Origin of the sequence: Herbaspirillum frisingense (genome assembly GCF_047325095.1) — a bacterium.
Classification (GTDB): domain Bacteria; phylum Pseudomonadota; class Gammaproteobacteria; order Burkholderiales; family Burkholderiaceae_D; genus Herbaspirillum; species Herbaspirillum frisingense.
The window spans coordinates 3,638,385-3,659,338 of the sequence record NZ_CP168558.1; the positions used below are offsets into that span (position 1 = coordinate 3,638,385).

A 20,954-nucleotide genomic window follows, 5' to 3' on the forward strand; every position below is an offset into this window, starting at 1 on the left:
AGTTATGTCGCGAAGACAAACGATAGTTTAAACCAATCGCTTAATGCTGTCCAGCAATGTAGCAATATGAATCCATAACTTGGAGATCTGAAGCACTTTTAAAAGTTCCCAACAGCGGTCAATATGCTGTCAAAAGAGTGCAACCTGAAAACCGCCCTTCCGGCGCTATCCCTTGTCCCAAGCGGCATCCTGCCGAGCTTGGCGACGATGTAAAGCGTCAAAAAAAAATCGCCAGTCACGGCTGTGACTGGCGATCTTTTCCATGCAACCTGCTGGCGACGGCCAGCGTCGGAAATCAGGAATCGGCCTGGAACGTATTCAGCGGATAGCCCCAAACACCTTGCCGATGATGGCGCTGCCACTGCCCACCGGGTCCTTGCGGATCGCCTTTTCCTCTTCGCCGATCATCAGGAACAGGCCATCCAGCGCGCGCTGCGTAACGTAGCCCTCTACCGTGCTCTGGTCGGCGCTGACCAGTCCGGACTTGGCAACCTGCCCCATCACCGCGTTATAGCGGCCGGAGAGCCCGTTGCGGTCGGTGATCTGCTTGACCAGCGGCAGGAACTTCACGGCCAGCTCACCCGAGGTCTTCTGGCGGAAGAAGTCGGTCACCGAGGTGTCGCCACCGGTCAGGATGTTCTTGGCATCGCTCACCGACATGGCCTTGACCGCGTTGATCAGCAGCGGCTTGGCCAACGGCACGGCGGCTTCGGCCGCGTGGTTCATGTCGGCCACCAGGCCATCGACCTGGCCACCCATGCCGGTCATGCGCAGGATGGGCATGGCCTGCTCCAGGGCCCCTGGCAGGTGGATCTTGACCTTGTCGTTATTGAGGAAGCCATTGGGACGCCCGAGGTTGGCGACCGCCGTGCTGGCGCCCTTTTCCAGCGCGGCCTTCAAGCCGGCGCTGGCGTCCTGATTGCTCAGGTCGGAGAGGGAAAATGCGAAGGCGCTGCAGGAGGCGAGGATCAGGCTGGCTGCGACCAGGCGGCGCAGCGGGGAGGAAGGAAGGGACATGCGGAACTCCATCGTGACGGTGCGGCGATGATACCAGCCCTGCCCCGTGTCCCCTATCGGCTCATTTGCCGCGCGACAGCTCCAGGCCCGCGTTGTGCGGCAGCCTGCCGCTGATCGGCACCGAGGCCACCGAGAACAGGCCGATCACCACGAAGGCCGGCCAGAAGTCGGCAGCGACGATGCTGGAATGGCCTTGCAGGTGGTTCGACAGCTGCAGCACGATACCGGCCACGGTCACGCCCAGTCCCAGCGACAGCTGCTGGATCACGCTGGCCAGGCTGGTGACGCGACCGGCATCGCGGTTGTCGATGTCGGCATAGGCAATCGAATTGAGACAGGTGAACTGCAGCGCCGGGAACACGCCGCCCATCAATACGATGGTGACAATGAGCAGATAAGGCGTGTGGATGCTGAAGATACCGTACGCCGCCAGGGCAATACCGGCGAACACGGCATTGACCATCAGCACCGTGCGGAAGCCATAGCGGCGCAGCACGCGGCTGGCCAGCAGGCGGATGAACAGCGAGCCGAAGGCCGAGGCGCAGGTGATGCTGCCGGCCTGGAAGGCGGTCATCCCCAACCCTTCCTGCAAGGCCAGCGGCAGCAGGAAAGGCACGGCGCCCAGGCCGATGCGAAACAGCGAACCACCCACCACGCTGGCATGCAGGGTGGGAATGCGCAGCAGCCGGAAGTCCAGCAGCGGGAAGGCGATCTGGGTGGAATGGCGGTAGTACATCACCAGCGCGATGGCGCCGATGGAGCACATGGCCACCGGCGTGGCGCCATCCACCAGATGGCTGCCGAACAGCGACAGGCCCAGCATGATCATGGCCGCGCCGACCGAGGTCAGTACAAAACCCTTCACATCCAGCGGTGCCGGGTCGTCTTCCTTGAAGTTCTGGATGAAGCGATTGGCCAGGTACAGGCCGAGGAAGCAGAACGGGATATTGATCAGGAATACCCAGCGCCAGTGGAAGTAGGTGGTGATGAAACCACCCAGCAGCGGCCCCACCACCGGCCCCAGCAGCGCCGGCAGGGTGAGGTAGCTGACCGCCTTGACCAGTTCGGACTTGTCCACCGAGCGGGCGATGATGACCCGCCCCACCGGCACCATCATGGCCCCGCCGATGCCTTGCAGGAAACGCGCTGCCACGAAGGTCACCAGCGACCCGGAGACCGCGCACAGGATGGAACCGGTCATGAACACGATCATGGCCGCGCTGAACACCTTGCGCGCGCCCAGCTTGTCGGCCATCCAGCCCGAGATCGGGATGAACACGCCCAGCGCCGCGACATAGGCGGTCATGGCCAGCTTGAGGGTGATCGGGTCCTGGTTGAGATCGCGCGCCAGCGCGGGGAGCGAGGTGGCCAGCACGGTGGCGTCCATGTTTTCCATGAACAGCGCACAGCCGACGATAAGCGGAATGAGCAGCGAAGGTCGCACGATGGGCAACAGATGGCGGAATGAAGGTGGCGGAGGTTCTGTGCCTCCTGAAGCTTCACAGTTTATACCAGTTGAGCTTTTCTTGCGGGCAAGCCCCGCGGGGCTTTGCTGACCGGTGCCTGTCGCTGAACTTCACTTTTGTTTGTAACTCTACCGTAAAGTAACGCACCGTCCGCGCACTACAATGTGTCGAACCGCCTGCTTTTTACGGTTTTGAACTGCACTTTTTCTGGAGCCTGCATGAACAACGACACCCATAGCAAAACCCTGGGCTACCTGCTCTGGATCTTCGGATTCACCGGCGCTCACCGCTTCTACTACGGCAAGCCGGTGACGGGCACGATCTGGTTCTTCACGCTGGGCTTGCTGGGCATCGGCTGGATCATCGACCTGTTCCTGATCCCGTCGATGGACCGCCAGGCCGATGCGCGCTTCGTCGGTGGCGAGGTCAATTACTCGGTGGCGTGGCTGCTGCTGACCTTCCTGGGCCTGTTTGGCGTACACCGCATGTATATCGGCAAGTGGATCTCGGGCATCGTCTACCTGTTCACGGGAGGCTTCTTCCTGCTGGGCGTGCTCTACGATTTCTGGACGCTCAACGCGCAGATTTCGGAACGCAACCACGGGGCCAGGGCGTAAGCTCGCGGCGGCACACAGCCGCCGCTATTTCTTCTTCAGGGCCTTCAGGCGCTTGGCGGCGAGATGGACGGTTTCCAGCTGCGCCTTGCGCTTCATCGATTTCCAGTCCTTGATTTCATCCCGGGTGCGCCCGCAGCCGGTACAGACTTCGTGCTTGAGCTTGCACAAGGAGACGCAAGGGCTCTTGACCTCTTTTCCCAATTTCACTTCCCGCTTGAATACACCAAAGGCCTGACTGTACTTCAATGCGGCAGGCGCTGCAGGCCGGGCATCGTCGATGGCAGCATCGATACGGAAATCGACCGACGAAAAAAAGCCCGCATCCTTCCGGATGCGGGCTGCCCACGACTACCTCTGCTACGGTTACTTCAGTTACTTCAGTTACTGCGTTACTGCATTTGCTGCATTTGCTGCGTTTGCTACTTTTTGAAACGGCCGTCTGCTTTCCCCGAGTACCAGTCTTTCAAGCAAACGACCGAGGGGAAGTATCCCGATTCGGGCAGGTCGTGAGGATAGGAAAAATCTGAAAAATCGTATTAATTCGTACCGGCTTCCTTGTCGGTCTTGTCCGCGTTATCCGCCTTGTCCGCCTTGTCCGTCCGCTCCAGCTTGAAGCGGGTCACCAGCAACTGGTTGATGCGATTGCCCTCGATATCCACCACCTCGAACTTGAAGTCCGAGAACAGCACGAAATCGGTCTTCTTGGGAATCTTGCGCAGCATGTACATGATGAAACCGGCCAGGGTCTCGTAGCCGACCGGGTTGGGATATTCGTCGATGTCCAGTTCGTTCATCACGTCGTTGAGCGGCGTAAGACCATCCATCAGCCAGGAGTTTTCATCGCGGCGCACGATCTGCTGCTCTTCCTCGGCCATGGCCAGCAGGTTGCCCATCAACACCCCGGTGACATCGGTGATGCTGATGATGCCCACCACCAGCGCATATTCGTTGACCACGATGGCCAGGTCCTCGTCCATGGCCTTCATGCGCTCCAGCACTTCCCACAGGTTCAGGCTGTCGGGGATGGACAGCGGGGTATGCACCAGCCCCTTGTCGGCCAGGGAAAACTGCTCGCCCTTGAGCAGGCGCTTCAAGACGTCCTTGCTGTCGATATAGCCCAGCACGGCATCGATATGGCCTTCGCAGACCAGGAAGCGCGAATGCGGATGCTCGATGATCTTCTGGCGTATCGTGTCTTCACTATCGGTGAGCAGGAAGTAGACGATGCTGTCGCGCGGCGTCATGGCCGAGGGCACGTAGCGGCTTTCCAGCTCGAACACGTTTTCGATCAGGTGATGCTCTTGCGTGAGCAGCACGCCGGCCTGGGCGCCGGCATCGACCATGGCGTGGATCTCATTGGGGGTGATGACTTCGGTGCGCACCTGGGGCAGGCCGAAGAGCGTGAAAATCCACTTCGACAGGCTGTTGAAGAACCACACCAGCGGCTTGAAGAGCTTCTCCAGCAACAGCATCGGCTTGACCAGCGCCACCGCCGCCCGCTCCGGCGCCACCATGGCCAGGCGCTTGGGCATCAGATCGGCGAAAAGGATGAAGAAGGCCGTCACCACCAGGAAGGACATGGCGAAGCTGACGTTCTCCAGCAGCGGGCCGACATAGAAGGTGCTGATGATCTCGCGCATGTGCGGCGTCAGTGCCGGCTCGCCGACCACACCACCGAGGATGGCCACGGCATTCAGACCGATTTGCACCACCGTGAAGAAATTGCCCGGCTGCGCCTGCAGCGAGAGCACGCGGTCGGCATTTTGCACGCCCTCCTTGGACATCATCTCCAGGCGGATCTTGCGGGAGGCTGCAATGGAAATCTCGGCGCAGGAAAGAAAGGCGCTGACCACCACCAGGAGCAGGATCAGCAGCAGGCTGGCGAATAGGCTCATGTTGTTCTTATCTCATTGATTTGATGTGACATTCTCTCGCGCAACGGGGAGAAAAAGCAAATAAAGCAAATGCCGGCAAATCCATGGGATTTCCCGGCATTGTCAGCCAACTTCACCTGTGAGGCCCGACGCCTGCCCTCAATAGACGTCGCGCCGGTAACGCCCCTGCTCGGCCAGCGCCTGCAGGGCCGCCTCGCCCAGAATCTCCTGCAGCGCCAGCGTGACGCCGGCCGCCATGCCCTGCAGGCTGCCGCACACGTACAGGCTGGCGCCCTGCTCCACCCACTGCTGCAGTTCAGCGGCGGCCTCGCGCAGCTTGTCCTGCACGTAGATGCGCTGCGCCTGGTCGCGCGAGAAGGCCAGGTCCAGCCGCTGCAGATGGCCCTCGGCCAGCCAGCCCTGCAGTTCGTCGCCATGGAAGAAGTCGTGCCGATGCGAACGCTCGCCGAAGACCAGCCAGTTGCGGCGCTGCCCGGCGGCGATGCGCTGGTGCAGATGCGCACGCAGTCCGGCCAGCCCGGTGCCGTTGCCGATCAGGATCAGCGGCCGGTCGTCCTGCGGGCCATGGAAGGCGGTATTGACCCGCACCCGCAGGTCGATCTCCTGGCCCGGCGCGGCATGCAGGCCCAGCCAGCCGGAACCGATGCCGGCCCGTCCATCGGGCTGGTGCATCAGCCGCACCATCAGCTCCAGGCCACCATCGGCCGGCAGCGAGGCAATCGAATAGGCACGGTGCGGCAAGGGTTTCAGGCGGGCGAGCAGGTCAGCGCCGGACAAGCCGCGCAAGGCCTGCAGCGCCGCGGCCTCGTGCGGCAGCAAGCGGCTGGCGAGCACCGGAGCCAGCGTTGTCGTTTCATTCTGCAAACCCAACGCCTGTATGAAGCCCTGTACTGCCTGGTCGCTGTTGCGCGGGCCGATCTCGGCGATGTCGCCGGCCTGCCAGCTCGGCGCGGGCAGGTCCAGCGGCGTGAGTTGCAGGTGGCACACCGCTCCACCGGCGCTACCCGGATTGAGCAGCCGACGCTGCGCCAGCCGCCAGCGCCCGTAGGCCGGCGCACTCCAGTCGGCCTCGTCGCTGTGACCGCTGAGTACGCCCAGCTGATGTTGCCAATGGCGCAGGGCGCCGTCGTCGCCGTTGTCGACGTCAATCACATCGAACAGCGGCTGCGCATGGCGGCGCCCCAGCCAGGCATGCAGCGCATAGCCGAAGGCGCAATATTGCTGGTAGCTGCGGTCGCCCAGCGCCAGCACGCCGAACTGCAGTTGCGGCAGCGGCGCGCCCGGGGACGGCTGCGCCATGCGTTGCGCCAGGGTGGCGGCCATGTCGGGCGCATCGCCCTCGCCGGTGGTGCTGACCACGAACAGGAGCAGTCGGCTGCGCAGCAGGTCATCCTCGCGCAACTGGTCCAGCGGCAGCACGCGTACCGCCATGCCGCCGGCCCGCAGGCTCTGCGCGCTCTGCAGAGCCAGGCGCTCGGCCGTGCCGGTCTGGCTGGCAAAGGCCAGCAGCACGGTGGCGGCATCGCTATTGCCTGCGGCCGCGCCCGCCCATTGCGCCTGCTGCCGGCGCTGCGCGCGGCGGTAGGTGAGCGCCGTCATGACGCAGAACACCAGATAGGTCAGCGCGACGAGCGCCGCCAACAGATAACGGGTCTGCAGTGCCATGCTCACTCCAGCATGGCGGCCAGGGCCGGGGTCATGGTTTCGCGGTAGCCCTGCGGCTGTGCGCTGATGAACAGCGCCGCAATACCGCGCTGGCGGGCGAAGGCCATGCCGGCCTCCTCGCCCAGCACGGTCAGCACGGTGGCCAGTGCATCGGCCACCATGCACTGCCGGTGCAGTACCGTCACCGAGGCCAGCGCCTGCCGTACCGGTGCGCCAGTACGCGGATCGATGGTGTGGGCATAGCGCTGGCCCTGATGATCGACATAGCGGCGATAGTCGCCCGAGGTCGCCACCGACAGGCCGTGCAGTGCCACCACCATGCCCGGGGCGGTATCGTGCGGGGGCCGTTCCAGCGCCACCCACCAGGGCTGGCCGTCGGCCTTGACGCCCTGCCCGGCCAGCTCGCCACCGATTTCCACCAGCCAGCTTGCACAGCCAAGTTCATGCAGGGCCTGCGCCACCAGATCGACCGCGTACCCCTTGGCGATGCCTGAAAAATCCAGAGAAACGCCACCGGCCTGCAGCATCCGGCGCTGCTCGCGGTCCAGCACGATGCGCTGCCAGCCGCAGCGCTGGCGCACGGCCGCAAGGCGCTCCGGATGGGGCAAGCGCAGACGGTCGGCGGCCACGCTACCGGCGCCAAAACCCCACAGATCGACCAGCGGCCCGACCGTGGGATCGAAGGCGCCTTCGCTGTCGGCCGCCATGGTCAGCGCGGCATCGAGCACGGTAAAGAATGCTGGCGGCAATGCATGCCAGCTACCGGCCTGGGCCTGGTTGAAGCGGCTGATGATGGACTGTGGCGACCAGGTGCTCATCTCGTCGATCACGCGCTGCAACTGCGCCTGGATGGCATCGGCAATGGCCGCCGTGGTCAGCGCCGGTGGGGCCAGTAACTGCACGCTCCAGGTCGTGCCCATGGTGTCGCCGGCCAGGCGATGGGCCACTGCCCCGGCGGGCAGCGCGGCCGGGGCCTCCAGGTCGATGGGGATCAACACGCGATGGGACATCGTCACCGCTCACACTCCAAACAGGTATCTAAAATGAAAACGGCGCCCGCATCGCAGGCGCCAACAAGGTCGGTCAGGCCGTGCTCAGGGCAGTACTTCGATGGTGGCGATGTAGGTGGCGCGGCGTTGGGTGGCCTGCGGCAGCGTGGTCTTCTGGTCGGCGACGCTGGCTTCCATCCAGTACATGCCCGGACCCGCCCACTTCACGCTGAACTTGCCGTCGGCCGCGGTCTTGAGCTTGGTGTCGAGCAGCTTGTCGCGATAGCGGATGCCGCCGGGTACCAGTTCCACCTCGATGTCGGCGGCCGGCTTGCCGTCCAGCAGCAGCTGGAAGGTCGCGGTGTCACCCGCCACCAGGTCGGTGGGATGGGTCACGGGGACCAGCTCCAGACCGGTGCCGGTCGGCGCCAGGGCAGCCGTGGTCGGCTTGCCGGCGGTGACGAAGGTCTCCACCCGGCTATTCATCTGGGTCACCTTCAGTTCGGTGGCGTTGGCCGGGATCTCCTTGGCCAGGGCCTCGGCGCTACCGCGCCAGCGCTTCTGCTGGCCATCGATCTTGTAGCTGGCGAAGACGCCGTTGTTGACCACGGCGATCTTGTAGGTGCCGGGCTGGCTCAGTTGCACATCGAAGGTGCTGCGATACTTGCCGGTGGCGGCATTGACCGCCTGCAGCGGCTTGCCGTCGGGGCCGGTCACCACCAGCCCGTCCAGGCGCAGCGGGAAGTGTTCGAAGTAGAACAGGTCGTTGGAGACCGCCGCATCCACCGTCACCCAGGCCTCGCTGCCGGAGAGCACGGTGGCCGAGGGCAGCAGCCACTGGCGGTGGGCATGGGCCGACAGCGGCAGGCTGATGGCCAGGGCCAGCGCGGCGATCTTCATGGAGCGGGCGGTGAAATGCTTCAGGGAAAACGTCATGACAGCTTCCTCTTTCTTGATGGTTTTATGGTGTGATGCTGCGCTTCTGTGCCTCAGGGCTTCAGTTCCAGCGCCACCGCCCCCAGTTCACTGCTGCCCTGGCCCTTGGCGCTCTGGACCGACTTGGGCGGCCACTGGAACGGCACCTTGACCAGTTCGCGACCGCCGACTTCGCGGGCGGCTTCCACCATCAGCACATAGTCACCCGGGGCCAGGTTGGCCAGCGGCCCCTTGGCAGAACCGAAATTGAGCTTCTGCTCACCCGGCGCGCGGGTGGCACCGCTGACGCCGTCGATCGGCATCTGCTGCTCGCGGCCAGTACGACGCCACCACTGGCGCATATCCTTGAGCCACTTCTCGCCTTCCTTGTCCTTCTTCTTGACGTCGTACCAGACCGCCAGGTTGGCCGCCACGCTCTGGTCGGCGCGTTCGATCCAGGCCGCCAGGTAGGGCCGGTGGTATTCGGCCACGTTCAGGGTGGGAACCTCGATCTTCAGATTCATCTCCGCCGCCCCGGCCGGGGCGGCCGTGGCGAACAGTGCCGCCATGGCCAGTGCCAGGGCGGTCGGTTTGAGCAGCATGGAATGACTACGCTTCATGTGACCTCGCAAAATAAGACAGGATGACTGGCTGCAAGCCCACCGGGCTCGTCTGGCTGGGAGAAAAACGCAAGCTTCAATGCATGAACAGCAGCGCCAGCAACAGCGGCGCCACCAGGCCCAGCGCGACCAGCGGCCAGGTGGCCGGGCGCTTGCCGGCATGCATCTGCAACAGGAACAACCCGGTGATGCAGAACACCAGGCAGGCTACGGCGAAAATATCGATGAACCAGCTCCAGGCGGCGCCTGTGTTGCGGCCCTTGTGGAGGTCGTTGAAATAGGAGATCCAGCCGCGATCGGTCTTTTCGTATTCCACCTGCCCGTCTTCCAGCGCCACCCGCAGCCAGGCATCGCCGCCGGGACGTGGCAGCGCCACATAGACTTCATCGGTCGACCACTCCGCCGCCTGCGTGCCCACCGCCACCGACCATTGCTGGGCGACCCAGTCCCGCACCGGCGCGGGCAAGGGGTCCTTGCTGCCGCCTTTGGTATCGACGGCGGATGCCGCCTCGGCCTGCTGGCGTAGCGGGGTCAGCAGCGCGGGCGGCAGCACGGCGGTGCGATGCACCACCTGCGGCTTTGCTTCGATCTGTGCGGCGTGGTTCAGCGTCAGGCCGGTGACGGCGAAAGCCAGCATCGCCACCAGGCAGATGCCGGAACTGATCCAGTGCCACTGGTGCAGGTGCTTGAGCCAGAAGGCCCGACGTTTCTGGTCCGCAACGGCATTGACAGGGATGAGCGAAGAATCCTTCATGAAATCGACAACCGAAATGAAGCAGGCTGCAAATAATAACAATTCTCAATTATAGCTTCACTGCTGCGCTGTGCCAGCCCCATCGCGGGTCTTTTACTTTGCGATACATGACGATACAAACCCGCCCACGCAGCTCCCGCAGCCGTCCGTCTCAAGGCGCCAGCCCGGCAGCGATACGCAGCGCCGGGGCCAGTGAGGCCGGCAGCATCGGTCCGTGCGCCAGCCCCGGGAAGCTGCGCATCTGCACCTCCAGCCCCTGGCGCTGACGCAGCCGCACCGCCATTTCTTGCAGTGCCTGGGGCGGTAACCAGGCGCGCGCGGCCAGCATGGCGCGGCTACGTTCATCGAGCTCCCGGGCGGGCTTGCGCTCGCGCTGTTCGGCCTCCCCCACCATCAGCCACAGCCGGGCGCCGGGCGCCTCCGTGAAACGCCGTTCTTCTTCCAGGATCAGGCCGCGCTGCCACCACAGCGACGGGCTGGCGGCGATATAGCGGGAGAACAGCCCCGGCCGGGTGAACAGCGTATGCAAGACGAACAAGCCACCGTAGGAATGCCCCCACAGGCTCAGGCGCCCACTGTCCAATGGTGCCAGCCGACGCACCTGCGGCAGGATGCGATCCTGCAACAGGTCCAGGAACACATCGGCCCCACCGCCCCGGCGTCCGCGCAGGGCTTCGTCATCGGCCTGCCCGGCAGGAATGGGCGGCGTGTAGTCATAGGCGCGGGCCGCGACATCGAAGCGCAGGTCAGTGTCATAGCCAATGGCCACGATCAACGGTGGACCAGCCGCATCCAGCGCCTGCAACTGCGCTTCGTCGATGGCCGCCAGCGCGGCATTGCCGTCCAGCAGGACGATGGCCGGATAACCGTCCGCCGGCGCGGCACGGCGTGGCAGGCACACGGTCACCCGGTAGCCGCGCTGGCCGTCCTGCGAGCGCAGCGCAAAGCGCTCGAAGCGATACCAGGCCGAACCGTGCTCGGCAATCGTCGGCCCCAGCCGCTGCGACAGGTCAGGCTGCGCTACCGCCATTGCCGGCAGGCTGGCCAGCATGGCGGCCACCAGCACGCGCCGCCGGTGCAGATCGACGCCGGCCATCAGAAGCGCTGCGTCAGGCTGACCCACAGGCGGCGCCCATCGCCGACGGTGTTGAAGCTCTGCTCATCCAGACGCTTGTCGGTAAGGTTGTAGATCGCCGCGCTGACCGAGGTGAGCTTGTTGATGTCATGCGTCACACCCAGGTCGGCCAGGGTATAGCCCTGGTACTCCTTGACCCCCGACGAGGAAATGGTGGTGCCGGCAGTCCCCACGCGCGCAGCTGCATTGACCTCCTTGCCGTGGTAGGCCAGCGCACTCCAGACGGTCCAGGCATCGGCCGGGGTCCAGTCGGCACGCAGGTTGAACATGTGCTTGGGTGTGCGGGCCAGCGCATAGCCATCGTAGGCGCCACCCTTCTGGCGTGAATCGGTATAGGTGTAGTTGGACTTGAACGCCACGCTGCGGGTGGCCTGCCAGCGCCCGCTCAACTCGATGCCCTTGATCGTGGCGCGATCGACGTTGTAGCTGGTCCAGAGGCGATAGTTGCTGTTGGCCGACCAGCGCGCAATGCTGCCATCGGCGTTATAGACCAGGGCATTGCTGACCTTGTCCTTGAAGTCGGTGTAGAACAGCGTGGCACCGGCGGCCAGGCCGGCGTGGTTATCCCACTGTGCGCCCATTTCCCAGCTGGTGCTGGTCTCGGGCTTGAGGTTGGGGTCGCCGATGATGACCCCGCAGGTGCCGGTGGGGCCGACCGTGCAGCCAGCGCCCCCGGTGGTATAGGCGTAGCCCGGTGCGATGGTGCGAATGTCCGGCGCCCGGAAACCACGCGAGACACCACCCTTGAGCACCAGTTGCTCGCTGCCATGCCAGACCGCATACAGGCGTGGGCTCCAGTGGTTGCCATAGACCTGGTGGTGGTCCAGGCGCAGGCCGCCGGTGAGGGCCAGGCGTTCGGTCAGCTTCCACTCGTCCTCGACGAACAGCGCCTTCTGGGTGATCTTGAACTGCTGCACCAGGGTACTGCTCACGCCCGGGTTGACGTCGGTGAGGGTGGCCTCGTTCCACTGGCCGCCCAGTACCAGCCAGTGCGCCCCCAGCGGCAGGGACAGCTTGCCGTCCATCACCAGGTTCTCGATCTTGGGGGCGCGCGCGGCCTGGGTGTAGCTGTCGCTGCCGACCGGGCTTTCGGTGTAGCTCTTGCGCTGCGCCTTCTCGTAGGAGATGGACACATCCGAGGTGGCCCAGCCATAGCGACCGGTGTGCGACAGCGACATGTGGTCGCGCGGGTTTTCGTTGTAGGTATCGGCCGTGGTACGCGTGGCCGCCAGGGTGTGATAGCTGGAGGCATCGCGCCGGACCTGGGTGGTCCCGATCTCGGCCAGGATGTCGTGGTCCTTGTTGGGCGTCAGCGCCAGGCGGGCGGTAAAGTCGGTGTCCAGCGCCTTGGTATTACCGTTGAGGATGCGGTCTTCCTGGCGCTTGTAGACCTTGCCCCACATCTGCAGTCCCAGCACATCGCTGGCGATGGGACCGTTGACGTAGAACTGGCCCTGGTAGGCATCTCCCGAGTCGGCATGCTGCTGCAAGGTGGTATCGACGCTGACCGAGCCGCCCCACTGGCGCGCCACCTTCTTGGTGATGATGTTGATCACGCCGCCCATCGCATCTGAGCCGTAGAGCGAGGACATCGGCCCGCGCACCACCTCGATGCGTTCGATGGCCGCCAGCGGGGGAATGAAGGATTGCTCGAAGCCGGAATTGCCGTTGGTGCGCGCATCGCGCGTGCTCTGCCGCTTGCCGTCCACCAGGATCAGGGTATAGGCACCGGGCAGGCCACGAATGAAGATGTCCTTTTCGCTGGCGGTGCCGGTGACAGTCACGCCCTCGACATCCTTCAAGGCATCGGTAAGGTCGCGAAAGGGTTTCTTCTTCAATTCATCCTGGCCGATGACGGTGATGCTGGCCGGTGCATCGATGACTTCCTGCTCGAAACCGGTGGCGGTGACCACCACCTGGCTGAGGCCGGCTTCGGCCTGCTGTGCCTGCGCCAGACCGGCCGACAAGGCCAGTGCGGCAGCCACCGCGAGCGTCATGCGATTGGGTGTGAAAAGACGGTATGCGTACATGTGATTGCTTCCCCTGTTGGATGCCAGCGTGCCGACGTCCGGGCGCACACGCTCCCCTGCTGGCCACGGTCATGGCCTGCAACGTTGCTGGGGAAATGGATTTGCGCCAGACCGGACGGGTCCTGGTCGATTGCCGTTGATTTGCAAATGAGAATTATATTCATTTAAAATTGGCAAAAGTTTGTCAAAGTGTGGCAAGCCAAGGCCACCGGAGAAGGAACAACCATGCAAGCGCAACGCCACATCCTGGTGGTGGATGATCATCCCGATATCTGTGAACCGCTGGCCGCCTACCTGCGCCGCCAGGACCTGCTGGTGAGCATGGCCCTGGATGCCGCACAGGCGCGCGCGCTGCTGGGCAGGCAACGCTTCGACCTGGTGGTGCTGGATGTGATGATGCCGGGCGAGGACGGCCTCTCGCTGTGCCGCTACATCGACCAGCAACTGGGTACGCCGGTGATCCTGCTGACGGCCATGGCCTCCAGCGACGACCGCATCCGCGGCCTGGACACTGGTGCGGACGACTACCTGATCAAGCCCTTCGAACCCGGCGAATTGCTGGCCCGCATCCGCAGCGTGCTGCGCCGCATCGCCCGCCAACTGCCGGGCGCATCGCTGCCCGCTGCGCCGCTGGCGGTGCGGCGCTACCTCTTCGATACATGGACCCTGGATGTGGACAAGCGCGAACTGCGCGACCGCGACGGCGCCAGCGTGACCCTCTCCAGCGTCGAATACCGCCTGTTGCGCGTCCTGGTGGAACATCCCAACACCGTGCTCTCGCGCGACCGCCTGCTGGACCTCACCGCTGGCACCGAAGCCCAGGCCTTCGATCGCAGCATCGACAGCCAGGTTAGCCGCCTGCGCAAGAAACTCGAACCCGACCCGCGCCGCCCCAGCCTGCTCAAGACGGTATGGGGCAACGGCTATCTGCTGGCGGCCCAGGTCAGCGCAGAGCCCGCCGTCTCATGAGACTGTGGCCGCGCACCATGACCGGCCAGTTGCTGGCCCTGCTGCTGGTCGGTCTGGTAGCGGCCCATGCCATCGGCCTGATGTTGGTATTGGGCAATGGCGAACGTATCCACGTGATCTCGCGCGAGCAGATGGCCGAACACGCCGCCATCGCCTGGCGCCTGGGCCTGCTGCCCACGCCCCAGGCCCGGGCGGCGCTGCTCCAGGCCAGCCTGGACAGCCGACGCTATACGCTGGACCCGCAACCGCACATCGATGCCCAGCACCAGCGAGGACGCGACCAAGACATCCTGCGCCAGCGCCTGCAGGACCTGCTGGCGCTGCCCGCCGATGCCCTGCGGGTGAGCCTGTACGAATCCCCGGAAGGCCCGGCCACGCTGCGCATGGCGTTGCGCACGCCAGACGGGCATTGGGTCAACACCGTGCAGTTCCCGGTGATCACCCAGGGCTGGCAGCGCCCGCTACGCTTCTCGGTGCCGGTCTCGACGCTGCCGGTGCTGGTCATCGTGGCGCTGTTCCTGCGCCGCATCCTGCGCCCGATCAAGGCCCTGGCACAGGCCGCCGAACGGGTCAGCCGGGGTGAGCAGATCGACGCCCTGCCGGTCACCGGCCCGCAGGAAGCGCGCGACGTCACCAGCGCCTTCAACCTGATGCAACAACGGCTGCGCCGCTTCGTGGAAGACCGCACCCGCATGCTGGCCGCCATCAGTCACGATCTGCGCACGCCGATCACCTCCCTGAGACTACGGGCCGAACTGGTGGACGATGCCGCGCTGCGCACGGCGATGATCCACACCCTCGAGGAGATGCGGGTCATGGTGGAAGAAACGATGCACTTTGCCCGCGACGACGCCCACGCCGAAGCCACTCAACAGATCGATCTGCAGGCACTATTGCGCGAGATCGCCGAGGAACAGTCGGCCCAGGGGCACCAGGTGCTGCTGGAAGAGGCGACTTCCCAGCCCTATCGCTGCCGCCCGATCCACCTGCGCCGCGCCCTGGGCAACCTGGTGGACAACGCAGTGCGCTATGGCCAGTGCGCGCGCCTGTCCCTGAGGGCGCAGTCCGATGGCGCGCTCACGATCCTGGTCGACGATGACGGCCCCGGCATCGCCGAGGCGCAATTGGAGGAAGTCTTCAAGCCCTTCGTGCGCCTTGACCCGGCCCGCCATCGGGGCCGCGACAGCCATGTCGGCCTCGGGCTGGCCATCGCCCGCTCCAGCGTGGAGGCCCATGGCGGGCGCCTGCTGCTGTGCAATCGCAGCGGCGGTGGCCTGCGCGCCCAGGTGAGCTTGCCGGCCTGAAATCTCCCGCGCCGAAGGCTAGCGCAACAGCTCGTAAGGCCCGCCCTTTTCCAGCGCCCGCTGGTAGGCCGGCCGGGCGTGGATGGCTTCCAGGTAGCGGAGCAGCCTGGGATAGCGCCCATCCAGCCCGCCCCGCGCCCGCAGGCCCTCGACCGGGAAACTCATCTGGATGTCCGCCCCCGTGAACTGCGCCCCGGCGAACCACTCGTCCTTGCCCAGTTCCGCTTCCATGAACTTGAGCTGCCGCTCCTGCTGCGGCGCGACCACGCGGCTGCGCATGCCCTGCGCCAGCATCTTGGCGATCGGACGGATCAGCACCGGCACGGCCCCGGGCATCTTGGCGAAGATCAGGCCCAGCAACAGCCAGGGCATGGCCGAGCCCTCGGCGAAGTGCAGCCAGTAGCGATAGCGCAGGCGCTCGGCAGTACCGGCGGCCGGCAGCAGGCCACTGTCGGCGCCGTAGCGCTCCAGCAGGTATTCGATGATGTTGCCCGACTCGGCCACCGTCAGGTCGCCATCGGTAATCACGGGCGACTTGCCCAGGGGATGGACCGCCAGCAGTTCCGGCGGGGCCAGCATGGTCTTGGGATTGCGCTGGTAGAACTTGATCTGGTAATCCAGCCCCAGCTCTTCCAGCAGCCACAGTACGCGCTGCGAGCGGGAGTTGTTCAGGTGATGCACGGTGATCATGGCGGCGTCCTTGTACCTTGTAGAATGCGGGCTTAGCACTCTAACACCACTCTCCCACATCCCTCTTCCATGGCCGCCATGCCTCTCTACAAACAATTTGCCGACCAGCTGGCGGCCTCGATCCGCGCCGGCGTGCTGCGCCCGGGCGAGCGCATCGCCTCGGTACGCATTGCCAGCCAGCAACACAAGGTCAGCGTCACGACCGTGGTACGCGCCTACGAACTGCTGGAAAGCCAAGGCATCATCGAAAGCCAGCCGCAATCCGGCTACTTCGTACGGGCCCAGGCCGAGACCGTGGCCATGCCCGTGGCCAAGGCCTCGCGCGAGGATCACCCGGCCTGGCAGGAATCGACCGAGGTCGACGTCAGCCGGCTGGTGCTGGCCACGCTCAGGACCATCCAGCAGGACGGCACCGTGCCGCTGGGGTCGCCCTACCCCAATCCGGCGCTCTTCCCCTCGCACCGGCTGGCGCAGTATGCCGGCAAGATCGCCCGCCATGCCAGCCAGTCCAGCGTGTTCGACGACCTGCCGCCGGGCCATCCGGAACTGCTGCGCCAGATCGCCCGGCGCTACCTGGAAAACGGTCTCAAGGTCGCCCCCGAGGAAATCGTCATCACCGTCGGCGCGACCGAGGCCATCAACCTCTGCCTGCAAGCCGTGGCCAAGCCGGGCGACACCATCGCGGTCGAGACCCCGACCTTCTATGCCATGCTGCACGCCATCGAGCGACTGGGCATGCGGGCGCTGGAAATCCCCACCGATCCCGAGCGCGGGATGGACGTCGGGGCCCTGGAAGAATGTCTGAAGACGCAAGCCGTGGCGGCCTGCATGGTGATGCCCAACTTCCAGAATCCACTCGGATTCCAGATGCCGGACAGCGAAAAGGAAAGGCTGGTGCGCCTGGCCGAACAGCACCAGATGCCGCTGATCGAAAACGCCGTCTATAGCGAACTCTATTACGGCAATGCGCATCCTTCTTCGCTGAAGAACTACGACCGCGACGGCCTGGTGCTGCACTGCTCGTCCTTTTCCAAGAGCCTGACCTCCGCCTACCGCATCGGCTGGGCCATGCCCGGCCGCTACCGCGATCAGGTGGAAAAGCTCAAGTTCCTCAACACCCTGGCCACGCCTACCGCCCCGCAACGGGCCATCGCCGAATACCTGACCCAGGGCGGCTACGAGCGCCACCTGCGCCGGGTCCGCCGCGCCTTTGCCCAGCAACGCGAGTTGATGCGGCACTTCGTGCTGCGCTTCTTCCCGGAAGGCACGCGGGTCTCCGCGCCCGAAGGCGGTTATGTGCTGTGGGTGGAATTGCCGCCGCAGGTGGATGCGATGGAGTTGTATCGCCGCAGTCTGGCACTGGGCATCACGGTGGCGCCGGGGCGCATCTTTGCGGCCACCAATCGCTACAGCCATTTCATCCGGCTCAACTACAGCTATGACTGGTCGAGGGAGATCGAACAGGCCCTCAAACTGATGGGCAAGCTGGTGCAGGAACTGGCGGATTGAGTTGTCTGCGGCTGCTCACGGCGGCGATGGCGCCTAGGTCGCTCAGGTAGCGCTTACTGAGGCGGCGGCACCAGCAAGCTGACGCTGCCGGTCCCGTCCTCGTTCATCGCTACCTGCACCACGCCGGCCTCTTCCAGCGCCGACAGCAGACGCCGCAAGGTACTCATGCGCAGTTGCGTGCGCTTGGACAGGCGCGCCAGTGACAGCGCGCCGCCCTCCTTCTCTTCGGCGTCGGCCTGCAAGGTCTCGACGATGAGCAGTACCTCGGGCGGGACGCCCAGTTGCCGCGCCCGCTCCTGCAGGTCGCCGCTGCCCGGGTCCGCCGAGTCCGCCATGTCTGCCATGTCCACCATCTCTGCTTACGCCGCCGTGCGCTGCACCGCCGAACGCGCCAGCAGCACCGGAATCGACTTCGAGGTCGGCGTGCGGGCCTGGTCGGCAAAGCTCTCCAGCGGCACCAGCGGGTTGGTCTCGGGATAGTAGCTGCCGATGCAACCGCGAGGAATGTCGTAGGCCACCAGCAGGAAACCATCAGCGCGACGTTCCACGCCATCGTCCCAGACGCTGGTGATATCGACCCACTCGCCATCCTTCAAGCCCAGCATCTGCAGATCGGCCGGGTTGATGAACACCACCCGGCGCTGGCCGAACACACCGCGATAACGGTCGTCCATGCCATAGATGGTGGTGTTGTACTGGTCGTGCGAACGGGTGGTCATCAGGGTCAGCAGCTTCTCGCCGTGGATCGCCCGGGCACGATGGATGGGCGTGTCCTTGGGAATGTCGAGGACCATGAAGTTGGCCTTGCCGGTGCTGGTCTTCCAGACCCGGTCACGCGAGGCCACGCCCAGGTGGAAGCCACCCGGATTGGCGATGCGTTCGTTGTAACCCTTGAAGGCGTCGTAGACCTTTTCGATGGCATCGCGGATGCGAGAATAATCCTCTGCATACCACAGCCAGTCGATCTGCGGACCGTTGCTGCGCGACTGCATGGTGGCCTGCGCGATATGCGCCACGATGGCGGTTTCCGACATCAGCTGCTCGGAAGCCGGCTTGTTGATGCCATAGGAGACGTGCACCATGCTCATCGAATCCTCCACCGTCACACCCTGCGGACCGGACTTCTGCATGTCGATCTCGGTGCGGCCCATGGTCGGCAGGATCAGCGCGTCACGGCCATGCACCAGGTGACTGCGATTGAGCTTGGTGGTGATATGCACCGTCAGGTTGCAGGAGCGCATGGCCTCGAAGGTGCGCGGGGTATCGGGCGTGGCCATGGCGAAGTTGCCGCCCAGGCCGATGAAGACCTTGGTGCGGCCTTCCAGCATGGCCATGACCGAGCCGACCGTGTCGTTGCCGTGGTGGCGCGGCGCCTTGAAGCCGAACACCTGTTCCAGGCGATCCAGGAAGGCCGGGGTCGGCTTTTCGTCGATACCCACGGTGCGGTCGCCCTGCACGTTGGAGTGACCACGCACCGGGCACAGGCCAGCGCCCTGGCGGCCGATGTTCCCGCGCAGCATCATCATGTTCGACAGCAGCTGGATGGTGGCCACCGCATGCTTGTGCTGGGTCAGGCCCATACCCCAGGTGGCGATGACCGCCTTACCCTTGACGTAGACCTGGGCCAGCTTTTCGATGTCGTCACGGGAGACGCCGGATTCCTCGACGATGTCGTCCCAGCTTTCGCCACGCGCCTGGGCGGCGAACGCCTCGAAGCCGGCGGTATGTTGCTCGATGAAGGCCACGTCGATCACGCGCTCGGTCCCTGCGGCCAGGGCAGCGTCGTCCAGCTCGATGGTGCGCTTGATGACGCCCTTGATCAGCGCAAGGTCACCGCCCAGCTTGGGATGGATGAACATGGAGCTGATCCGGGTGCTGCCCATGGTCAGCATCTCGACCTTGCTTTGCGGATCGGCAAAGCGCTCCAGGCCGCGTTCCTTCAGCGGATTGATGGCCACGATGGTGGCGCCGCGCTTGGAGGCGTGACGCAGCTCGCCCATCATGCGCGGGTGGTTGGTGGCCGGATTCTGGCCGAACAGCAGCAGCGTGTCGCAGTGGTCGAAGTCTTCCAGCAGCACGGTGCCCTTGCCGACCCCGACAGTCACCGGCAGGCCCACGCTGGTGGGCTCATGGCACATGTTGGAGCAGTCGGGGAAATTGTTGGTGCCGTACTGGCGCACGAACAACTGGAACAGGAAAGCCGCCTCGTTGCTGGCGCGGCCGGAGACGTAGAAGTCGGCCATGTTCGGATCGGGCAAGGCATTGAGATGCTGGCCGATCAGTTCGAAGGCGGCACTCCATTCGATCTTGCGGTACTTGTCGGTGGCGGCGTCGTAGACCATGGGATGGGTCAGGCGGCCGTGTTCTTCCAGTTCATAGTCCGACTGCTGCATCAGCTCGGCCACGGTGTGCTGGGCGAAGAAATCGGGCGTCACCCGCTTCTTGGTCGCCTCGGCAGCCACCGCCTTGACGCCGTTTTCGCAGAATTCGAAGGTGGAGGTATGCTCCCGGTCCGGCCATGCACAGCCGGGGCAATCAAAACCGTCCGGCTGGTTTTGCGACAACAGGGTGCGCAGCCCCTTGCCATCGGCCACGTGTTCCTTGACTAGGTTTAGCGCCACGTATTTCAGTGCGCCCCAGCCGCCTGCGGGTTGATTGTATTGCTCGATTCTTGGTTTGGAAGGCATGATGTCTCGGGTCGGAGTGGAGTCCAGTGTAGGTGAAGTCTAGGTCACACCAAACCAAACAGGAATGCACAGGAACGCACGCCGGATTCAAGTACAGTGCAGGTCAAGCAAGCTGCTCAACCATCCCTCGCGCCCCAGCCCCGCCCCCGACCCTTTATCTGGCGACGCCATGCGCCCGATCATCTCAGTCGTCCAGCGGCAAGGCCAGGGTTTCCTTGATTTCCTCCATCACCACATAGCTCTTGGACTGCGCCGCCCCCGGCAGCTGCAGCAGGATATCGCCCAGCAGCTTGCGGTATTCGGCCATGCCCCGGATGCGGGCCTTGATCAGGTAGTCGAAATCGCCCGAGACCAGGTGGCATTCCTGCACCTCGGGAATGCGCAGCACCTCGCGCCGGAACTGCTCGAACATGTTGCCCGACTTGTGGTTCAGCGTGATCTCCACGAACACCAGCAAGGTCGCCCCCAGTGACTCCGGATTGACGCGCGCGTAATAGCCGGTGATGACCCCATCGCGCTCCATGCGCCTGACCCGTTCGATGCAGGGCGTGACCGATAGCCCGACCTGCTCGCCCAGCTCCTTCATGGAAATGCGCCCATCCTTCTGCAGCACCGCCAGGATGCGGTGATCAAGCTTGTCGAGGGTACGGACGGACTGCTGCTGGGTTCTCATGGGATTTTTCCTGTTTCAG

19 protein-coding genes are annotated in these 20,954 nt (G+C 64.6%); 4 read left to right on the forward strand and 15 right to left on the reverse strand.

The annotated features are described in order from the left end of the window. Nucleotides 1–318 precede the first annotated feature (318 nt). Nucleotides 319–1,017: a DUF4197 domain-containing protein gene (locus ACEOAC_RS16775; RefSeq protein WP_006464551.1), complete on the reverse strand. Its 699-nt coding sequence runs from the start codon at nucleotides 1,015–1,017 to the stop codon at nucleotides 319–321. A gap of 61 nt (nucleotides 1,018–1,078) precedes the next feature. Then, on the reverse strand, nucleotides 1,079–2,413 hold the full coding sequence (locus ACEOAC_RS16780) for an MFS transporter (RefSeq protein ID WP_342222436.1): 1,335 nt from the start codon (nucleotides 2,411–2,413) through the stop codon (nucleotides 1,079–1,081). 288 nt (nucleotides 2,414–2,701) lie between these two features. Between ACEOAC_RS16780 and ACEOAC_RS16785 the strand changes: the two genes are divergently transcribed. Further along, on the forward strand, nucleotides 2,702–3,100 hold the full coding sequence (locus ACEOAC_RS16785) for an NINE protein (RefSeq protein ID WP_006464549.1): 399 nt from the start codon (nucleotides 2,702–2,704) through the stop codon (nucleotides 3,098–3,100). Between the two features lie 24 nt (nucleotides 3,101–3,124). On the opposite strand, the gene ACEOAC_RS16790 is transcribed toward ACEOAC_RS16785, so the two are convergent. The 9 genes from ACEOAC_RS16790 to ACEOAC_RS16830 all read right to left on the reverse strand — a co-directional run bounded on the left by ACEOAC_RS16790 (nucleotide 3,125) and on the right by ACEOAC_RS16830 (nucleotide 13,103). Beyond that, nucleotides 3,125–3,307, reverse strand: coding sequence for a DUF1289 domain-containing protein (locus ACEOAC_RS16790; RefSeq protein WP_234296080.1), 183 nt, complete (start codon nucleotides 3,305–3,307; stop codon nucleotides 3,125–3,127). A 329-nt stretch (nucleotides 3,308–3,636) separates the two neighbouring features. Next, on the reverse strand, nucleotides 3,637–4,995 hold the full coding sequence (locus ACEOAC_RS16795) for a hemolysin family protein (protein WP_077238223.1): 1,359 nt from the start codon (nucleotides 4,993–4,995) through the stop codon (nucleotides 3,637–3,639). 138 nt (nucleotides 4,996–5,133) lie between these two features. After that, nucleotides 5,134–6,660, reverse strand: a complete 1,527-nt coding sequence (locus tag ACEOAC_RS16800; protein WP_413628460.1) for a sulfite reductase subunit alpha — start codon at nucleotides 6,658–6,660, stop codon at nucleotides 5,134–5,136. A gap of 2 nt (nucleotides 6,661–6,662) precedes the next feature. Beyond that, nucleotides 6,663–7,670, reverse strand: a complete 1,008-nt coding sequence (locus ACEOAC_RS16805) for an FAD:protein FMN transferase (RefSeq protein WP_413628461.1) — start codon at nucleotides 7,668–7,670, stop codon at nucleotides 6,663–6,665. A gap of 84 nt (nucleotides 7,671–7,754) precedes the next feature. After that, the gene (locus tag ACEOAC_RS16810) at nucleotides 7,755–8,585 is read right to left on the reverse strand and encodes a DUF4198 domain-containing protein (RefSeq protein ID WP_413445678.1); all 831 of its coding nucleotides are present in this window, start codon (nucleotides 8,583–8,585) and stop codon (nucleotides 7,755–7,757) included. A 53-nt stretch (nucleotides 8,586–8,638) separates the two neighbouring features. Next, the gene (locus ACEOAC_RS16815; RefSeq protein WP_039876113.1) at nucleotides 8,639–9,184 is read right to left on the reverse strand and encodes a DUF2271 domain-containing protein; all 546 of its coding nucleotides are present in this window, start codon (nucleotides 9,182–9,184) and stop codon (nucleotides 8,639–8,641) included. A gap of 76 nt (nucleotides 9,185–9,260) precedes the next feature. Next, entirely contained in the window at nucleotides 9,261–9,938 is a 678-nt protein-coding gene (locus tag ACEOAC_RS16820; RefSeq protein ID WP_077238227.1) for a PepSY-associated TM helix domain-containing protein, read from the reverse strand. Nucleotides 9,939–10,089: 151 nt separating this feature from the next. After that, a complete protein-coding gene (locus tag ACEOAC_RS16825) occupies nucleotides 10,090–11,034 on the reverse strand; it encodes an alpha/beta hydrolase (protein WP_413628462.1) in 945 nt (314 codons plus the stop codon). Next, complete coding sequence (locus ACEOAC_RS16830; protein ID WP_241812830.1) at nucleotides 11,034–13,103, reverse strand: TonB-dependent receptor domain-containing protein; 2,070 nt, start codon at nucleotides 13,101–13,103, stop codon at nucleotides 11,034–11,036. The genes ACEOAC_RS16825 and ACEOAC_RS16830 overlap by 1 nt, the downstream gene beginning before the upstream one ends. 225 nt (nucleotides 13,104–13,328) lie before the next feature. Here ACEOAC_RS16830 and ACEOAC_RS16835 point away from each other — a divergent pair, with 225 nt between their 5' ends. Further along, on the forward strand, nucleotides 13,329–14,072 hold the full coding sequence (locus ACEOAC_RS16835) for a response regulator (protein WP_413445616.1): 744 nt from the start codon (nucleotides 13,329–13,331) through the stop codon (nucleotides 14,070–14,072). Next, nucleotides 14,069–15,376, forward strand: a complete 1,308-nt coding sequence (locus ACEOAC_RS16840) for an ATP-binding protein (RefSeq protein WP_413628463.1) — start codon at nucleotides 14,069–14,071, stop codon at nucleotides 15,374–15,376. The genes ACEOAC_RS16835 and ACEOAC_RS16840 overlap by 4 nt, the downstream gene beginning before the upstream one ends. Before the next feature lie 18 nt (nucleotides 15,377–15,394). On the opposite strand, the gene ACEOAC_RS16845 is transcribed toward ACEOAC_RS16840, so the two are convergent. After that, nucleotides 15,395–16,066: a glutathione S-transferase family protein gene (locus ACEOAC_RS16845; protein WP_413628464.1), complete on the reverse strand. Its 672-nt coding sequence runs from the start codon at nucleotides 16,064–16,066 to the stop codon at nucleotides 15,395–15,397. A gap of 69 nt (nucleotides 16,067–16,135) precedes the next feature. Between ACEOAC_RS16845 and ACEOAC_RS16850 the strand changes: the two genes are divergently transcribed. Further along, a complete protein-coding gene (locus ACEOAC_RS16850) occupies nucleotides 16,136–17,575 on the forward strand; it encodes a PLP-dependent aminotransferase family protein (RefSeq protein WP_241812834.1) in 1,440 nt (479 codons plus the stop codon). 53 nt (nucleotides 17,576–17,628) lie between these two features. On the opposite strand, the gene ACEOAC_RS16855 is transcribed toward ACEOAC_RS16850, so the two are convergent. The 3 genes from ACEOAC_RS16855 to ACEOAC_RS16865 form a co-directional block, all read right to left on the reverse strand. Continuing rightward, nucleotides 17,629–17,919: a helix-turn-helix domain-containing protein gene (locus ACEOAC_RS16855; protein WP_413444644.1), complete on the reverse strand. Its 291-nt coding sequence runs from the start codon at nucleotides 17,917–17,919 to the stop codon at nucleotides 17,629–17,631. Nucleotides 17,920–17,934: 15 nt separating this feature from the next. Then, entirely contained in the window at nucleotides 17,935–20,262 is a 2,328-nt protein-coding gene (locus tag ACEOAC_RS16860; RefSeq protein ID WP_241812836.1) for an FdhF/YdeP family oxidoreductase, read from the reverse strand. Between the two features lie 184 nt (nucleotides 20,263–20,446). Beyond that, nucleotides 20,447–20,935, reverse strand: coding sequence for an Lrp/AsnC ligand binding domain-containing protein (locus tag ACEOAC_RS16865; protein ID WP_006464533.1), 489 nt, complete (start codon nucleotides 20,933–20,935; stop codon nucleotides 20,447–20,449). Between the last annotated feature and the right edge of the window lie 19 nt (nucleotides 20,936–20,954).

What these genes read in the sequence shown, in the direction of transcription:
- ACEOAC_RS16775 (WP_006464551.1), bottom strand. Translation starts at nt 1,017, where the DNA reads ATGTCCCTTCCTTCCTCCCCGCTGCGCCGCCTGGTCGCAGCCAGCCTG.
- ACEOAC_RS16780 (WP_342222436.1), bottom strand. Translation starts at nt 2,413, where the DNA reads ATGGAAAACATGGACGCCACCGTGCTGGCCACCTCGCTCCCCGCGCTG.
- ACEOAC_RS16785 (WP_006464549.1), top strand. Translation starts at nt 2,702, where the DNA reads ATGAACAACGACACCCATAGCAAAACCCTGGGCTACCTGCTCTGGATC.
- ACEOAC_RS16795 (WP_077238223.1), bottom strand. Translation starts at nt 4,995, where the DNA reads ATGAGCCTATTCGCCAGCCTGCTGCTGATCCTGCTCCTGGTGGTGGTC.
- ACEOAC_RS16800 (WP_413628460.1), bottom strand. Translation starts at nt 6,660, where the DNA reads ATGGCACTGCAGACCCGTTATCTGTTGGCGGCGCTCGTCGCGCTGACC.
- ACEOAC_RS16805 (WP_413628461.1), bottom strand. Translation starts at nt 7,670, where the DNA reads ATGTCCCATCGCGTGTTGATCCCCATCGACCTGGAGGCCCCGGCCGCG.
- ACEOAC_RS16810 (WP_413445678.1), bottom strand. Translation starts at nt 8,585, where the DNA reads ATGACGTTTTCCCTGAAGCATTTCACCGCCCGCTCCATGAAGATCGCC.
- ACEOAC_RS16815 (WP_039876113.1), bottom strand. Translation starts at nt 9,184, where the DNA reads ATGAAGCGTAGTCATTCCATGCTGCTCAAACCGACCGCCCTGGCACTG.
- ACEOAC_RS16820 (WP_077238227.1), bottom strand. Translation starts at nt 9,938, where the DNA reads ATGAAGGATTCTTCGCTCATCCCTGTCAATGCCGTTGCGGACCAGAAA.
- ACEOAC_RS16825 (WP_413628462.1), bottom strand. Translation starts at nt 11,034, where the DNA reads ATGGCCGGCGTCGATCTGCACCGGCGGCGCGTGCTGGTGGCCGCCATG.
- ACEOAC_RS16830 (WP_241812830.1), bottom strand. Translation starts at nt 13,103, where the DNA reads ATGTACGCATACCGTCTTTTCACACCCAATCGCATGACGCTCGCGGTG.
- ACEOAC_RS16835 (WP_413445616.1), top strand. Translation starts at nt 13,329, where the DNA reads ATGCAAGCGCAACGCCACATCCTGGTGGTGGATGATCATCCCGATATC.
- ACEOAC_RS16840 (WP_413628463.1), top strand. Translation starts at nt 14,069, where the DNA reads ATGAGACTGTGGCCGCGCACCATGACCGGCCAGTTGCTGGCCCTGCTG.
- ACEOAC_RS16845 (WP_413628464.1), bottom strand. Translation starts at nt 16,066, where the DNA reads ATGATCACCGTGCATCACCTGAACAACTCCCGCTCGCAGCGCGTACTG.
- ACEOAC_RS16850 (WP_241812834.1), top strand. Translation starts at nt 16,136, where the DNA reads ATGGCCGCCATGCCTCTCTACAAACAATTTGCCGACCAGCTGGCGGCC.
- ACEOAC_RS16855 (WP_413444644.1), bottom strand. Translation starts at nt 17,919, where the DNA reads ATGGCAGACATGGCGGACTCGGCGGACCCGGGCAGCGGCGACCTGCAG.
- ACEOAC_RS16860 (WP_241812836.1), bottom strand. Translation starts at nt 20,262, where the DNA reads ATGCCTTCCAAACCAAGAATCGAGCAATACAATCAACCCGCAGGCGGC.
- ACEOAC_RS16865 (WP_006464533.1), bottom strand. Translation starts at nt 20,935, where the DNA reads ATGAGAACCCAGCAGCAGTCCGTCCGTACCCTCGACAAGCTTGATCAC.